The sequence below is a fragment of the Lactiplantibacillus argentoratensis genome, from assembly GCF_037290055.1.
Classification (GTDB): Bacteria; Bacillota; Bacilli; order Lactobacillales; family Lactobacillaceae; genus Lactiplantibacillus; species Lactiplantibacillus plantarum.
Window position 1 is genome coordinate 37,327 of record NZ_CP147647.1, and the last position, 16,536, is coordinate 53,862.

General features: G+C 42.4%; 15 protein-coding genes and 1 tRNA gene. 12 read left to right on the top strand and 4 right to left on the bottom strand.

The features are described 5' to 3' along the window. Positions 1-30: 30 nt before the first annotated feature. The 3 genes from pgmB to V7R88_RS00155 form a co-directional block, all read right to left on the bottom strand. Positions 31-702: a beta-phosphoglucomutase gene (gene pgmB, locus V7R88_RS00145; protein WP_214334345.1), complete on the bottom strand. Its 672-nt coding sequence runs from the start codon at positions 700-702 to the stop codon at positions 31-33. A gap of 17 nt (positions 703-719) precedes the next feature. Beyond that, the gene (locus V7R88_RS00150) at positions 720-3,440 is read right to left on the bottom strand and encodes a glycoside hydrolase family 65 protein (RefSeq protein ID WP_214334343.1); all 2,721 of its coding nucleotides are present in this window, start codon (positions 3,438-3,440) and stop codon (positions 720-722) included. A gap of 378 nt (positions 3,441-3,818) precedes the next feature. Beyond that, entirely contained in the window at positions 3,819-4,268 is a 450-nt protein-coding gene (locus tag V7R88_RS00155) for a pyridoxamine 5'-phosphate oxidase family protein (RefSeq protein WP_214334341.1), read from the bottom strand. A gap of 197 nt (positions 4,269-4,465) precedes the next feature. Between V7R88_RS00155 and V7R88_RS00160 the strand changes: the two genes are divergently transcribed. Both V7R88_RS00160 and V7R88_RS00165 read left to right on the top strand, forming a co-directional pair. Further along, positions 4,466-4,666 carry a cold-shock protein gene (locus V7R88_RS00160; protein ID WP_003643615.1) on the top strand — a complete coding sequence of 67 codons (201 nt, stop codon included), beginning with the start codon at positions 4,466-4,468 and terminating at the stop codon, positions 4,664-4,666. Positions 4,667-4,757: 91 nt separating this feature from the next. After that, on the top strand, positions 4,758-4,982 hold the full coding sequence (locus tag V7R88_RS00165; RefSeq protein WP_003641655.1) for a hypothetical protein: 225 nt from the start codon (positions 4,758-4,760) through the stop codon (positions 4,980-4,982). A gap of 177 nt (positions 4,983-5,159) precedes the next feature. Here V7R88_RS00165 and V7R88_RS00170 read toward each other — a convergent pair. After that, positions 5,160-5,232 (bottom strand) — tRNA-Lys (locus V7R88_RS00170). 323 nt (positions 5,233-5,555) lie between these two features. On the opposite strand from V7R88_RS00170, the gene yycF reads away from it, so the two are divergent. From yycF to V7R88_RS00220, 10 genes are all read left to right on the top strand, one after another. Further along, positions 5,556-6,263: a response regulator YycF gene (yycF, locus tag V7R88_RS00175; protein ID WP_003637294.1), complete on the top strand. Its 708-nt coding sequence runs from the start codon at positions 5,556-5,558 to the stop codon at positions 6,261-6,263. A gap of 13 nt (positions 6,264-6,276) precedes the next feature. Then, the gene (gene walK / locus V7R88_RS00180; RefSeq protein WP_003641656.1) at positions 6,277-8,151 is read left to right on the top strand and encodes a cell wall metabolism sensor histidine kinase WalK; all 1,875 of its coding nucleotides are present in this window, start codon (positions 6,277-6,279) and stop codon (positions 8,149-8,151) included. Then, entirely contained in the window at positions 8,132-9,457 is a 1,326-nt protein-coding gene (locus tag V7R88_RS00185; RefSeq protein WP_003646176.1) for a YycH family regulatory protein, read from the top strand. The genes walK and V7R88_RS00185 overlap by 20 nt, the downstream gene beginning before the upstream one ends. Before the next feature lie 11 nt (positions 9,458-9,468). Then, positions 9,469-10,323 carry a two-component system regulatory protein YycI gene (locus tag V7R88_RS00190; RefSeq protein WP_003646175.1) on the top strand — a complete coding sequence of 285 codons (855 nt, stop codon included), beginning with the start codon at positions 9,469-9,471 and terminating at the stop codon, positions 10,321-10,323. A 358-nt stretch (positions 10,324-10,681) separates the two neighbouring features. Continuing rightward, complete coding sequence (locus tag V7R88_RS00195) at positions 10,682-11,497, top strand: MBL fold metallo-hydrolase (RefSeq protein WP_003641659.1); 816 nt, start codon at positions 10,682-10,684, stop codon at positions 11,495-11,497. A gap of 110 nt (positions 11,498-11,607) precedes the next feature. Next, positions 11,608-12,870, top strand: coding sequence for a S1C family serine protease (locus tag V7R88_RS00200; protein WP_003641660.1), 1,263 nt, complete (start codon positions 11,608-11,610; stop codon positions 12,868-12,870). Positions 12,871-13,424: 554 nt separating this feature from the next. Beyond that, positions 13,425-13,904, top strand: coding sequence for a 23S rRNA (pseudouridine(1915)-N(3))-methyltransferase RlmH (rlmH, locus tag V7R88_RS00205; RefSeq protein WP_027821600.1), 480 nt, complete (start codon positions 13,425-13,427; stop codon positions 13,902-13,904). 64 nt (positions 13,905-13,968) lie between these two features. Beyond that, positions 13,969-14,961 (top strand): PHP domain-containing protein, encoded by a 993-nt coding sequence (locus tag V7R88_RS00210; RefSeq protein WP_338816282.1) that lies wholly within the window; start codon positions 13,969-13,971, stop codon positions 14,959-14,961. 20 nt (positions 14,962-14,981) lie between these two features. Next, on the top strand, positions 14,982-16,055 hold the full coding sequence (locus tag V7R88_RS00215; RefSeq protein WP_338816283.1) for a hypothetical protein: 1,074 nt from the start codon (positions 14,982-14,984) through the stop codon (positions 16,053-16,055). Beyond that, a complete protein-coding gene (locus V7R88_RS00220; protein ID WP_338816284.1) occupies positions 16,033-16,323 on the top strand; it encodes a hypothetical protein in 291 nt (96 codons plus the stop codon). The genes V7R88_RS00215 and V7R88_RS00220 overlap by 23 nt, the downstream gene beginning before the upstream one ends. Positions 16,324-16,536: the final 213 nt, after the last annotated feature.

The window sequence follows — 16,536 nt, forward strand, 5'->3', positions numbered from 1 at the left end:
ATTTGTGCTGAATTTAATCGAAATACGTTATTAGTCTAGTTGTGTCTTGATATTGGCGAGCGTGAGCTGAGTTGTATCGGTAAAGTTGATATCTGCCGCCGCTAAAACGGTCGGGTCACCAATACCGATGGCGGTTTCGCCAGCACCTTTGATCGATTGTACGCCAGCCGCCGCGTCCTCGACACCAATACAGTCAGCTGGATTAAGGCCTAAAATCTCAGCACCGCGCCGAAAAATCTCGGGATCAGGTTTACCGTGTTTGAGACTAGCGGGGTCGACGGCCTTCGTAAAGTAGTCACTAAGACCGAGTTTACGTAGCACAAGCGGAGCATTTTTTGATGCTGAAGCGAGGGACAATGCGTAGCCAGCCGTTGTTAATTCAGTCAAAAAGGCGGTGATACCCGGTAGAATGTTGGCTGGGGTCATTTGGTTAACGAGCTGCAAATAATTGGTGTTCTTTTCCGTAGCTAGCGCTTGCTTTTGGGCCGGTGTGACCTCATTTTCTCGGTGCCCTTGAGCTAGAATGAGGTTGAGTGAATCCATCCGACTGATGCCTTTGAGTGCGTCAGCTAATTGGTCATTCCAACTGGCCCCGACTTTATCGGCAATCTGGTGCCAAGCTTGGCTGTGAAAAGTAGAGGTGTCCGTGATAACGCCATCGAGATCAAAGACAAAGCCCTTGATTGCTGCAAATTTAACCATGTTGGTTGCCTCCTAGATTAATCGGTATAAGTGACGGAAAGTGGTTTCTTAGCTTGTAATTGGTATTGCTGTTTTCCAATCATAATCGTGCTGGGTTGGTCCGCAGTGACGGTTACCCGTTGATGATCGATAACGAAGACGTAGTGAACGCCCCGAAAGAGATGCTTGAATTTCAATGTTTGCCAGTGTTCAGGTAGCCGTGGGTTCACCTGTAAGTGGGCACCTAGTGGATTGACCCCGCCAAAGTTTCGTGTCGTCAGGTTTAAGGTCGCACACATGACGCCGAGGTGAATCCCTTCAGCGGTCGTCCCACCTTGAATGTCGTAATAGTCGGATGCGAGGGCCTCTGAGAAAAGCTTCCAGGCATCATCGTCGTTATCGTCAAGCTGATTCAAAACGGCGTAAACGATCCGCGAGAGGGTGGAACCATGCGTTGTGCGCGCCAAATAGTATTGAATGTTATGGGTCAGATACTCTTTAGGAAGTTGATACCCCATCTTTTCAATAATCTTCTGAACAGTTGTGACATCGAAGTTATAAAAGGCCATCAAGGCGTCTGCTTGTTTGGCCACTTGGTAAGCATCGGGTGTCTTAGACTCTGCTTTCAAGATCCGGTCCATCCGGGCGATGTCACCGTACTTTTGCCGGTAAGCTTGAAAGTCAAGCGTCGGTAGGTTGAAGTACCCCTCAAATTGAGCAATGATTCCCCGACGGTTGATTTCAAGTGTTAATTGATGACTGATCGTCGTTAACGCTTGCTCAGCCGTTGAGTCAAATTGTGCGGCCTGAGCTGCCGCTTGAAAAGCAGCTTGGGGCATCTGCGCCCGAAGCGTGGTAATCGTGTCAAAGAGCCACGCAACCATGATATTGGTATAGGCGTTATTCTTCAATCCAGCGGTCGTGCTGTTTGGATAGTTTTCATGGAATTCATCTGGTCCCATGACCCCACTAATGTTATAACGGCCATTAGCTTGGTCATAATCTGCTTTACTGATCCAAAAGGCTGCGATCGATAGCAACATTTCCATCCCGTAATGGGTTAAGAAATCACGGTCCTGAGTAACGTGATAGTAAAACCAGACGTTGTAGGCAATATCTAACGAGACGTGCCGCTGGAGCCGGCTATTATCCGGATCCCAGGTTTTAGTAATGGGATTTAAGTGGGTGAATTGCGATTGTTCATCACCCTTGGATGCTGATTGCCAGGGGTACATGGCCCCCGCATAGCCTTCTGCTACGGCATTTTTACGCGCCATTGGTAGTCGCCGGTAACGATAAGCTAAGAGTTGTTTGGCTAGTTCCGGTCGGTGCAACGTGTAGAATGGTAAAATGAACATTTCGTCCCAAAAGACGTGTCCCCGGTAAGCTTCTCCGTGGAGCCCCCGAGCACCAACGGAAGCGTCTAATTGGCCGCTTTCAATTGCGGCAGCGGAAACGAAACTGTGGTAAATATTGACGCGCAGTAAGCGTTGGCTTGTAATATCGCCACGGATCTTAATATCTGTGGCTCGCCAAGTCGTTTCCCAATAGTCCTTGCTAGTGGTTACCGTATTGTCAAAACTGGACTGGTCGAGCTCGGCTTGGACGTGGGTCAACTGGGGATCACTATGGTCATTACTAGTTGCAATGACGACGTTCTTATCGAAGGTATACGTTTTACCAGCTTCTACCGCTAGTGAAACGGTTTGCTGAACGCTCTGCGGTTGTTGCGTGCTATTAAAGTTCTCAATGGCAGGAATGTCTGGGCTAGTTAGTTTGGCCCCAATCGTGTAATTGATATGTGATGATTTGGTCTGACCAGAAAGGTAGACGGTATTAGCAGCCGTTTCAATGCCCATGGTCTTCAAATGATGCTGATCGAAGACGTTATAGCGGCTAACGTTGCCATTCACGACGCTACCATCGATTTCGGTATAGATTTGTAAACTACCCGCAAAGTTGAGTGGGGTGACTTGGTAACGAATGCTGTAACGGTGCCAATCGCGCATGTTGGCGACTTTCTGCGACCGGATTCTGAGTTGATGTCCGGAAGCGAGCTGAATCAATTTAGTGGTCGTCAAGAGTCCCGTTTTCAAATCAAGGCTCCGATAAGCGTCTTGTAAATCATGTTCGTTGAGTGTAAAGGGAGTCTGATGATCAATACCGAAAGTCATGAACTGAGCGTTTGGTAAATTGACTAAATCTTCATTCTTAACTTGGTGGTCATGAACCGTCGTGGTGGTTTGATCATAGACCCCGGCAACGTATGTCCCAGGATAATTGTCCTTGTCGGCGTGACTTTCCAAAAAGGCGCCCCGTAGACCAAAATAACCGTTACCAATGGTCAACATGGCTTCTTGACCATTATTACGGACACCGTGGTATTGGCCGTAGTAATCCAAATGCCATTTTAAATAGGCACTTTTAGCTTTAACTGCGGCTGCTAGTCCAAGTTGATCAACGGCAGCTTGGCTAACGACTGGGATATTAAGCAAATTAGTCAAAGCTAGCCCGACATCAATGCGATCATAGTTGACACCGACGATTGTGTCTGAGAATGGATAGGACAGTCCGTTTTCAAGAATAGCAGCATCAAATTGAAGCCCGGCCAAACGAACCTTGATGTTCTCTAGATTCTCACCAATCGTTTGATCAGAATTATAGGCAATCAGGTAATGAGCCGTTGCGGCTTGCCCCGATACTGGATGATAAGCGATATCCATCGCGTCATTTTCAATTCGCAATCTAATAAGTTTCATAAGTCCACACTCCTTAGTTCGGTCATTAAAAATTGCAATAAAGCAGTCATAAATATAAAAATACTAATCATAACTACAGCCTAGTCTCTTTTTACAAGACTCGCAAATATTGGTGATGAAAGTGGGGGCTGGCGGGGCTGAAAGTGGCGTTGCTTCTGAAGGTGAATGAACGAAGTGTTTTGGCTTGTTTTGATGGTGATCGATTTTTAATGTTCGTCAGAAATGGCGGGCTGTGTCGGTGTTCATGAGTTGCTTGAAAGTGGTATCACGTTTTGAGCCATGACCGTGGTTAGGTGACTAAAGCACTAAGCGCCGCAACTAGCATGCTAGTTGCGGCGCTTAGTTTAGGCCTTCTGAGAAGGGCTAGTTTTATAATGTCTAGTCTAAGTGAGCAGCACTGTCAGTGGGCTGATCAACGAGTTCGAGATGGTCGATCGTCATCATCTGACGAATCTTGATTGAACTGGTCTGAAAACTGAGAATGACGGGGTCTTTGTAATTTAGTTGCTGCTGAAAGTCCGTTAGTTCAGCCCGCCAATCTTGTTCAAAAACGTTGGTACCGACTAATGAGAGTTTTCCCCGAAGCATAATTGACGCATAGTCTGACAGTTGGTAATAGAATAAACTCGCTTGACGCCAGTTTTGAATGTTCTGCGTTGTTGAAGTTTGACGACTAGTATAGAAGTAAAGTTCTTCTAGGCTCCGTTTGATAGGTAAGGGACTGAGCGCTACCATGGTCGGAAAGCCGTCCGCATCAACAGTTGCTAACGTGAAGACGGGGGCGGTTTGGATCATATGTAGGGCTGCCTGACGAGTCGTGTGTTGCATACTTAGTCACCCCTTTACACCTCAGTATGCAGGAATCATGGAGGAAAGTCATACGTTATGCACACCGTTTTCAGCGATTAAAAACTAGGGATGTGATATACTTAAGCCACTTAACGCGTGGAACGTTATGATTGATTGGCACTCCCAAGGTTAACGATGTTGTTACTGCAGTCAGTTCTGAGAGGACTTATCTAATAATGAAGAATGGTACAGTAAAATGGTTCAATGCGGATAAAGGGTTTGGTTTTATTACGGGTGAAGACGGTACCGATGTCTTTGTTCATTTTTCAGCGATTCAAACTGATGGCTTTAAAACCTTAGATGAAGGTCAAAAAGTAACTTATGATGAAGAACAGGGCGATCGTGGCCCCCAAGCAACGAACGTTCAACCACAATAGTAACTGTTGGGCCGAACCATTATCATTAACTGGTTCGGTTTTTATTTGAAGTGACGGGTTGTCAGCTAAACAAGAAAGCTAAGTGGTCGGAATGGATTTTGTAGATGTTTACGGCATTAAACATGAGAATTGTACGTTAGTTGCACCTGCGCGTGAATATCAGCGGGTCGTTATTTTTATGGACGCATTGGGCCGGCGCTTTGTTGCAATGGGACCGGATCCACAACCAACTAAATATGGAAGTAGTAGCCAACATTGGCATCAAGCACAGCCGAGTGCAGCTCCTGAAGGTTATTTTCATATTGATCAAGAATAATCCTAGCAATTGAGTTACTTAGCTACGCTGATGGTAAACATTAGATCGTTAGAAAAAGCCCCAGGGACGTCACACGCACTTTGCGTTGTGCTTCCTGAGGCTTTTTTGTGGGAATAAAAAAATCAGCTTTCACGGTGGATTATCACGGCGTGAAAACTGATTAGTGTGGTTATATGATGGGCAGTCAGGGGATCGAACCCTGGACCCACGGATTAAGAGTCCGTTGCTCTGCCAGCTGAGCTAACTGCCCATAACTCAACAAAAAATATAATATCATGAATTTTGAGTTCTGACAACACTATTTCGAAAGTTTTTTTAAAAAAAGTGCTTTTTTGAGTAATTAATTGGTGAAAACGGTTGCTTGAATTGGCAAATGATTTCCCGGGAAATACTACGGCCACGCGGATTAGCAATCAAAGAAAGCCAACTACATTTGTGATATACTAAAACCAGTGTTGAATTTAGTTTCAACCAACCCTGACACGAGAAAGGACCTGTTTTCTCGTAATATATCGCGAATCACCCTAAAAATTGAAATGTAAACCTGTTTTCCCCTAAGGAGGAAGAATCGTTATGAAAAAAATCTTAGTAGTTGATGATGAAAAGCCCATCTCTGATATCATGAAATTTAATCTGACTAAAGAAGGCTATGAAGTTCACGTTGCAGCTGACGGAGAGGAAGCCTTACAAAAAGTGGATGAAGTCCACCCTGATTTGATTTTATTAGATTTGATGTTGCCTAAGATGGATGGCTTGGAAGTTGCTCGACAAGTACGGAAGAACTATGATATGCCAATTATCATGGTAACGGCAAAGGACTCTGAATTAGACAAGGTGTTGGGCTTGGAACTGGGCGCGGACGACTATGTGACTAAACCGTTCTCAAACCGGGAACTCGTGGCTCGAGTCAAAGCAAATCTGCGGCGGCAAGGTGCACCAAGTGCCCAACCAGCTGAAGTTGAAGAAAATTCAGACATCGAAATTGGCGATCTGGTGATTCATCCAGAAGCTTATATGGTTTCCAAACGCGGTGAAAACATCGAATTAACGCACCGTGAATTTGAACTGTTACATTACTTAGCCCAACATATCGGCCAAGTCATGACGCGGGAACACTTGTTGCAGACGGTCTGGGGCTATGATTACTTTGGTGATGTCCGAACAGTTGATGTGACCGTGCGGCGGTTACGTGAAAAAGTTGAAGATAACCCGAGTCATCCAAAATGGCTGGTGACGCGGCGGGGCGTGGGTTACTATCTCCGCAATCCTGAAAATGAGTAGAGGTTGCTAAACCGTGTTGAGATTTAAACGGAAAAATTTTTTTAAAACAATTAATTTCAAAATTGCGCTCGTGTTTGCCCTTCTATTATTGATTACGTTGGAAATCGTGGGTGCAATCTTTGTGAAACAGTTGGAATCAAAGAACATCCAGGATTTTAAACAGTCGGTGCAAATTCCAACTTATATTGATAATTCGTTGTCCGAACAATTGACCGTCAGCAGTACGCGCAAGGCCAACGGCCAAATCAAGACGATTTTGTCGAACTACAACAATACGAATGTTGATGAAATCCAAGTTGTTGACAGCAAAGGAACAATTCGTGGGACGAGTGATGTTAATGATCAGTCAGTAGTTGGACAAAAAACGACCGATCGAAACGTCAAGAATGCGATCTATAATAATCGAACTTACACTAAAAGTACCTATGACACTCAGAATAATGGACGCTACTACGTTTCAATCGTGCCGCTATATAGCTCTAATTCAGCGGGTAATAGCAGTCAGTTAGTTGGGGTACTGTATGTACGGGCAAATATGAAGTCTGTCTACAGTACGATTAACAACATTATGGGAATCTTTGTGATTGCGTCACTTGCTGCGATGGTCTTGGGACTGGGAATTGCAATCATTATTGCCCGGGCAATAACTCGTCCAATCGAAGAAATGAAGCAGCAGACGCAACGAATTGCCCGTGGTGATTATGCGGGGCAAGTCCGAGTTTATAGCGATGATGAGTTGGGCCAGTTGGCTAAAGCCATTAATAACTTGTCGATTCGAGTGGAAGAATCGCAAGAGTCGACAGAAGCTGAGCGGCGCCGGTTGGATAGTGTGCTCTCACACATGAGTGATGGCGTGATTGCCACTGATCGCCGGGGTAATATTACCATCATCAATGAAACAGCCTCGGACTTTATGGATGTTACGGCCGAAAAGGCAATCGGTAACTCGATTTTAGATATTTTAAAAATCCGTGATGATTATTCATTGCGTGATTTGATTGAAAATCAAGATGAATTGATGCTTGATTTTTCTTCGAACGAGCGTGACCTAATCTTGAATGCCTACTTCTCGTTAATTCAACGGGAGTCTGGGTTTATTAGTGGGTTAGTCTGTGTGCTCCACGATGTCACGGAACAACAAAAGATTGATAATGACCGGAAACAATTTGTTTCGAACGTGTCTCATGAATTACGGACACCACTGACTAGTTTGCGGAGTTATATTGAAGCACTGAGTGATGGTGCGTGGAAGGATCCTGAAGTGGCCCCAGGATTTTTGAAGGTCACTCAAGAAGAAACCGATCGTATGATTCGAATGATCAATGAACTCTTAAGTCTATCACGGATGGACTCAGGGACCACTCGGGTCGATATGGAATTGGTCAATATTAACGAGATGTTCAATTACGTGCTTGATCGGTTTGATATGATCTTAAAGAAGGATGATAATCCAGCTAAGTATTACACTATTAAGCGCGAGTTTACCAAGCGTGATCTGTGGGTTGAAATTGATACCGATAAATTCACTCAAGTATTGGATAACATTATGAATAATGCGATCAAGTATTCACCTGATGGCGGTGTCGTGACTTGTCGTCTGTTAGAGACGCATAACCAAGTGATCATTAGTATTAGTGATCAAGGCTTGGGTATCCCACGGGCCGACTTAGGACACGTCTTTGACCGATTCTTCCGAGTCGACAAGGCGCGGTCACGGGCCCAAGGTGGGACGGGCCTCGGTTTGGCGATTTCAAAAGAAGTTGTTCAGATGCTCGGCGGTCGTATTTGGGTTGATAGTGTTGAAGGTAAGGGGTCCACGTTCTATATCTCCTTGCCATACGAACCTTATGAGGAGGAGGACCTTTGGGATGACGACTCACAAGCTTAGACGCTTTATTTTACCCATTTTATTGACGATTCTGATCTTATTGAGCGTGGTTTTATCCATGTATATCTGGTTGAATCCGTCACGCTATGAGCATGAAAGCAAGGTTAGTACGACGTCATCGAACTCTTCGTTGACAACTCGGACAATCGATGATATTTATTTACCGACACAATTAATTCACACTAACAGTCAGGGTGGCCAATCCCTGCTGATTAATAAAAATGTCAGCTTAGTCAGTCAATTTAGTGAGCAGTTACGCAAATGGGATGCGCGGAGTATCTCTAAAGTTCGCATTACATCAGCAAAAAGCTACCGTGCGCTCTTAAATGGAACTGATTCGTACGTATTGAACTTTCCTGACAGTATTACTGTCAGTATGTTTAATACGGTCTTCAAGCAACATCTCAGTAATTTTCGCTCCTCGGAATTTAGTCGGATCGTGATTCCAGTCAATGATACGAATCACATCTACTTTTTGAATGATGACCATCATGAGATTTATAGTGTTCGGTTGAAGAAAAAATCTCTGTCGTCGTTGAAAAAAGTTTTGGCAGTCGACAAGGTCAAACGGATTGCTGTCAAGATGACCTATGAGGATAATACAACGTATATTGATTATCCAAAGCAAGTTACGATGCAACATTATAGCTACTTGATGAGTAAAGCGGCCGCGAGTGAGATTGCCAACCGATTACTAGATGCGGATGGTAATTCGACCGTTTCAGTGCATAATCGCAGTGGTAAACAGGAGTATACAACGGGTAGTTACAAGCGCATGACGGTGGATTCTAAGCTAGGAACAGTGTATTTCGAAGATTATAGTGATTCAGGAACCACGCGGAACCTATCACTGACTAATCAGCTAAAGAAGAGCTTCAATTTGTTAACTAGTCTCGGTGTCCCAATGGATAATATCCGCTACTACGGTTTTGACGCAACGAGTAATAGTGTCATTTACCGGAGCTATGTTGAAGGGTTCCCGATCTTTAATCAGACCGAAAATGGCGATGTCCGGATTCAGCTCACTTCTAACGGGTTAGACCGTTACTACTTCTCACTGTACAGTTTGCAGGTGCCAGTACCAACTACTGGTCAGAAGCAAGCGGTGACCTTACCGAGTTCGACAAGTGTGTTAAAACGTCTGAAGGCCGCTGGTTATAAAGACAGTAAAATTGGCAGTATTGAACTTGGCTACGAATGGTCACAGAACAAGTCGTCCAAACTCGTGATCGACCTGACGCCGACGTATTATGTCTACTATAATGGCACTTGGCGGACATATACGTCGATGTTAAGTGGATCTTAGGAGGTGGCCGCATGAATTTTCGGAGAATTGAGTGGATTTTCCTACTAGCATTTGTTGTTCTAGATATCTTCTTGGGTTTTATGTTCGTGCAAACGAGCTCTAAGTCGACACAAACGACTGGTGATACGGCGACCACGATAATTCGTGAAATGCGCGCAGATAATATTAGCTTTAAAAACCCGGACACGAGCGAAGGGACGGGTTACTATATTGCGGGCAGTAACGAGAGTGGTCTCAAACAATTGTTGAGTCAGTTAACTGAACAGACAGCCCGGGTGCAAAGTGGCGGTAAGCTCGTGAGCACACTACGGGCAACCACCACTATCGATACCCGCAATCCTAAAGCGGACTTGACGACGTTTATGAGTCAGCGGACCAATGTAATCCATGGAACCGAGTACGTCTACGATGCGGATTTGTCGTCTAACGGCGATTACGTTTTTGTTCAAAAGGTTGCGGATGGCGAGATCATGACTGGCGCTGGGCAAGTCCACCTATTTGTTAATAAAAACAAGCAGCTGACAAGTTATACTCAGACGTACGTCAATCACGTCAAAACTTTACGCGAAAAGGCTGTTACGATCAGTGAAAAAAAGGCCCTGGTTGCGTTGTATCAATATAATCAGGTGGCAAGTAGTTCCCGGATCGTTTGGGCGAAGCTTGGGTATTCTCGGTTATTGAAATTGAAGGATAGTAGTGTTTACGTCCCAACGTGGATCTTTGCGGTCCGGGGTAAGAATAGTTCTAACGTTACACTGCACCGTATCAATGCCTTTACTGGTTCTTCAATGAAGAACGGTAGTACAGCTAGTGATACGAGTAGTTTAGATGCGACGGTCGGAATGATGTGGAATGCAATTGATTAGTGAAAACCAATTTAACGACTAGGTGTCGTTGTCGAATAACGGGTGCTGTGAAGAAGGGTGTTTTTCCTAACAGGCCCGTTTTTTGGTGACTAGATTTTTGACTAGTTGTGATACGCCAATGTCGAGGTGGCATGACGTAGCGTGGATTGTTCAGCGTTGATGTTCGCGGTTTCGTGTGAGTTTAATGGCCGGTAAACTAGTGCGCGCATACACGACAGTAAACGAGATTAACCGCGTGATGGCGATAGTCGTGGACGTTAAGTTTGAGCACTTGCAGGTGGCTTGCTTTTCAACCCCGCTAAAAGCGTGTATCATATGAAGATAGTAATGGATTTCAGAGATAGGAAGAGCCTAAATAATGGTATTAAAATTAGCAACGGATGATATGAAAGTAAGCATTCTGGCATCGGGTAGTACGGGTAACGTGACGTACATCGAAACGCCAGAGCACAAAGTATTGGTTGATGCGGGGCTAAGTGGCAAAAAAATTGCTAATTTAATGGCGTCGATCGATCGTGATATTAATGAAGTCGATAGTTTATTTATTAGTCATGAACACACTGATCACTGCCATTCTGCGGGGATTTTAGCGCGGAAGTATGGCATGGATGTTTATGCTAATCAGGGGACCTGGGACGCAATGGCGCATAAAATCGGCAACGTTCCTGCCGAATTATGTCATGTCTTTGACCCGAACACGACGCTTGGACTAGGTGATCTCGACGTGGAATCATTTAGCGTGTCACATGATGCGGCCGAACCACAATTTTATGAACTACATCATGCCGGAAAATCGTTTGTCATTATTACGGATACGGGCTACGTTTCAGAGCACGTTGAAGGTGTAATCAAAGACGCTGACGGCTATTTATTTGAATGCAATCATGACTTAGAAATGTTGCGGATGGGTCGGTATCCATGGCCATTAAAGCAGCGAATTATTGGTGATGAGGGCCATCTATCGAATGAAGATGGTGCGAACGCCTTGATGGATGTGATTGGCCGGCATACCAAGCGGATTTACTTAGGGCATCGTAGTCAGGATAATAACTTGAAGTCCTTGGCGCATTTAACGGTTGCTTCCATGATGACGGAACGAGATTTTGGCGTTGAGCATGATTTTCAATTGTACGATACGGAGCCAGAACAAGCGACTAAGTTAATCACGTTATAGGTTAGCTTTAATGTTTCACAACGCTTCAGTCATAAAAAAATCACACTTTTTCGCTAAAATAAACTTAAAATAAGCATTAGTAGGGAGGGATCGCGTTTCGACGCGCAATTATGGCTAATAAATCATTAATCAAAGTCGCAGTAACCGCACTAGTAGCTGGTTTAATCGGTGGTGGTGTTGCTTACGGCGGTATTAATTATTTCCAAAACAATAACATCGCAACGTCATCGACCAGTGTACCAACTGGTTCTAATAAATCGGGGTCAACGTCAACGACGAACGTTAAGGTCAATGTCAGTTCACAGGCGACCAAGGTGTTTGAAAATAACAAGGCGGCCGTTGTATCGGTCATTAATCTCCAAAAGAAGAGCTCTTCAAGCAGTTGGAGTGGTATTTTGGGTGGCGATGACTCGTCTGGCAGTGATAGTTCATCCAGTTCAGATTCTAGCTCTAGTAAGCTGGAAGAGTACAGTGAAGGTTCTGGGTTGATCTATAAGAAGAGCGGTGACGCGGCTTATATTGTAACGAATAATCACGTGGTGAGTGGTTCAAGTGCCATTCGAGTGATTATGAGTGATGGGACTAAGTTGTCAGCTAAAATTGTCGGAACCGATTCTGTGACTGACTTGGCCGTTCTGAAAATCAATTCTTCTAAAGTAACGAAGACGGCTAGCTTTGGTAACTCAGATAATATCAAGGTTGGTGAAACGGCCTTAGCCATTGGGTCACCGATGGGCTCTAATTACGCAACGACCTTGACGCAAGGAATCATTTCAGCGAAGAAGCGGACCGTGGCGACGACGAATACATCTGGTCAAACGACGGGGTACGCGACAGTTATCCAGACAGATACGGCGATTAACTCCGGGAACTCTGGCGGTCCGTTATTCAACATTGCTGGACAAGTTATTGGGATCAACTCGATGAAGTTGGCTTCAGATAATTCTGGGACTAGTGTCGAAGGGATGGGCTTTGCAATTCCAAGTAATGAAGTTGTGAAGATCATCAATGAATTGGTTCAAAAGGGTGAAGTCGTTCGGCCGGCTTTAGGGGTTGCAACCTATGACCTATCCAATATTTCTTCTAGTGATCAGAAGTCTGTTCTTAAGTTACCAACCAGTGTGACGAAGGGTGTCGTCATCATGAAGACGTACTCAGGTTCACCGGCTAAAGCTGCTGGGTTAACGAAGTACGATGTGATTACGGAGCTAGGTGGCAAGAAAGTGACCAGCTTAGCCACGTTACGGAGTGCCCTGTATGCCCATTCGGTTAATGATACCGTGACGGTGAAATACTACCATAACGGAAAACTCAAGACAGCCAACATGAAGTTGACGGAAACTACCAAAACGTTAACTAAACAAAGTAACTAATAAATGAGAATTTCATAAACGTCCCTGACTGGATAAAGCAGTCGGGGGCGTTTTTTTAGGTTAGTAGCCGAAATCATGAAAAAACGAAGAATCGATTTTCAATAATCGACTAAATTTGCGAAAGCTGGCAATGGTTGCGACAAAAGCCGAACAAACTGGTTGAAATAGCAGAAAGCATTTATTGTCGAATTTGATGGTGTGCAAAAGTGTGGACAACTTTGGTGATAAATTTTAGCCGCGTTAGTCGAAATTTATGAACAGCCGGAACCACGGGGTTGAAGCTTGTTTAAAAGTTATCCACAGGTGCTGGACTGGCCTGTGGATTTAATTTTAAAAAGTTATTTTAATAGGCCTCGGTTCTTGATATAATAGGATTTGTAACCGGAATCCACGAACAAGTGTTGCTGTGAAAAACTGTGGATAAGTCGGAAGGGTCTTGACAAAACGAGGCTAAATAAATATTGTGGCGAACTGGTGTTCAACACAATATATTGATTATTGAGTTATGCACCTGTGGATAACTATGTTAATAACTTGTGTAAAGGCGGTCAATTATGAACATCAAAATTATCTGTGTCGGGAAATTAAAGGAGAAATATTTCAAACAGGGGATTGCGGAATATGCGAAAAGAATGAGTAAATTTGCAAAATTCCAGATTGTTGAAGTGCCAGATGAAAAGGCTCCAGAGTCATTAAGTAACGCAGAGATGGAAAATGTAAAGGTCAAAGAGGGCCAACGGATCCTAGAAAAGATCAAGGATCGCGATTACGTATACGCGCTAGCAATTTTGGGCAAAGAACGCTCGAGTGAAGAATTTGCGGCGGAAATTGATAAGTTAACGACGTATGGTCACAGCGATATTGATTTTGTGATTGGCGGTTCGCTGGGGTTATCACCGGAAGTGCTGAAGCGCGCGGATACTCAGATTTCGTTTGGGCGTTTCACGTTACCTCACCAATTAATGCGGTTAGTGCTGTCGGAGCAGGTTTATCGGGCGTTTATGATTAATGTGGGAAGTCCGTATCACAAGTGATGCTACAATCTTCGATAAGTATAGAAACACTAGGAATGTTTATTTTAAATAAAGAGGAAAATAAATGGTTAAAAAAATTGATTTTCATATTCATACTATATCTGATCCTAATAAGGATACAGGATTCACTTTTTCAAGTATATGGTTAAATGATTATATTAGACGGGCCAATCTCGATGCAATTGCAATCACGAATCATAATTTATTTGACGATATTCAGTACAAAGCTATTTCTGAAGCTCTGGAAATTCCTGTTTTTCCAGGAATGGAGTTAAGTTTAGAAACAGGACATGTAAATTTAGTGTTTAATAACGAAAAAGAAAATTTAGAACGATTGTCAGAAATTAGTAAAAGTATTGATTTGGGTGCTACCGATGGTTTGAAAATAGAAGAATTTAAGAAACTATTTGGTAGTATAAAAAACGGTATAATGATTTTTGAGATGGGAAAGAGTAATACCCTTAACATTGGGGAAGAATTCTCCGATCCTTTCTTTAAAGATTTCACTTTTGTACTGGGAGTTAATAATCAATGGAAATTCCAGAAAGTTAAGTCCTCAAATACTGACTACACGCCAGTATTATTTAGCGATGCACATGCAGCTGCTGACGATTCGGATCATGAAAGGAATAATATTGAGCATTTAAAGTTGAAAAATACTTTTATTCAGACTCATGATGTAGATTTCTTTCAAATAAAACGAGTTTTATCGTCTTCAGATCAGGTCAGTATAGGAGGAAATTTATCAGATGTTGTACAGGTTAATGTTGATAATCAAATTGTTAATGTGTCAACCGGACTTAATCTGATTGTTGGGAGACGTGGGAGTGGTAAAACTTATTTTCTGAAAAAGATACTGGATCAATATCACGATGAAAACATCATGGAAATTGCACAATTTGAGTCTGCTAAAGAAACTCAAAAATATTTAAATGAGAAAAAATTTAGTCAGCGGAATGAAGTTAGAGATATTTGGAAACAAAGGAATCATAAACAATGGAGTGAAATAAAAAACATTACGAAAATGATGTGGAGGACACAATTGACGCGTATCTAAAAAAATTAAACAAATATGCAATGCAAGTTAAGGAAAATGGATATGCTGATAGAGTTACTTTATTTAGAGAAAATGAGTTTGAAAAAATACAACATCAAAGTTTAGAGGATTCGTTTAAAAAGTTAAAGGATATCTTAGAAACAAAAGATGTTTGGGATGTTGTCGATGATTCTACCAAACGTGAGATATTTGTTGGAGTGTACGACCAGGTTAGACATAAACTTATTCAGATAAGGGAACTTGATAGAATTTATGATGAAGCAAATGGAATAATGCAATCGATCAAGGAAATAGTTGAAAAGCATACAGGGATGATGCAACCCCCACGATTATTATTGCAGAATATCTTTAAATATAATTTTGAAACTGAGTTGATTAATGACTTTATGAGGAATGCAACGCAAAATAGAATTGAAAAAGAAGAACATATTGGTGGTTACGTTGTTAGGACGCTAAAAAGATCATGGGAGAATGCAAATGAGTTTAAACATCAGTTTCCGGCACCTCGAGGAACTTCTGTAGATAAGGATTTAATTAAACCATATGTAATGAATGATTTTGATGTATTTTTTAAAAATTTGTTCAGTTCCGAATTTTCATCTAAGTATTCAATTGCCTCAGCTGCAGATGTTGTTAAATATTCTGTGAACTTTGAAACAGAGCTTAAAACTGAAAATGGTGCTACAGCTTCTGGTGGACAAGAAGTGGCATTTGGGCTGATGCTGAAATTAAATGATGCTAAAACAAAAGATATTGTATTAGTTGATGAGCCAGAGGCTTCGTTAGACAATGTTTTTATAAGAGATGAATTAGTGCCTCAGTTGAGAAGTCTATCCAAAGCAACTACGGTTTTTGTGATTACACATAATTCAACGTTGGGAGCATTACTACAGCCTGATAGATTGATTGTGACCAAGCATGATGAACAAAATGACCAATATACGATACTTTCAGGGGACTTTACCTCACATAGATTAGAAGATGGAAGTGGTTGTGAAATAGCAAGCTACGATGATTTTGTAGATGCAATGGAAGCGGGTATAAATACGTATAAGCAAAAGGGGAGCCAATATGAAAATCTTAAAAATATGTGAAAACCATGAAACACACTTAATGATAACAGAGAAAAAGGAAGTATCTATTGTTGAACTTAAACGAGAAGATATAGTAGATATTTTAGAGCATATTTATTCAAATAAAGAGTATTATAGTGATTTAGATAATTGTGATATTGAAAGTATTAAGAATACGGTTGAAAAAGCAATGGTTGAACAGATTATTTCAAAATTATGCGACTTTAAGAAGAGTGTTGAGAGCATAAGGAAAGAGATTTCTGCAAGTTTTCCACCCTTTGAGGAATAGTATGAAATTTATTGGAACAATGTATACAATTAAGGATTATAGCTACATAAACCTTGATTGTGTTTTTTGTATTACTAAGTACACTATCAATTACAGGATTATTGGGTGGGTAGGAGTCTAATCTGTTTGGATGGTCGTGGTATTTATAGCAACTAGATGTGATATTGATCTGTATCATAAGGAAGCGACTTATTTATAAATTAAAGCAAAATT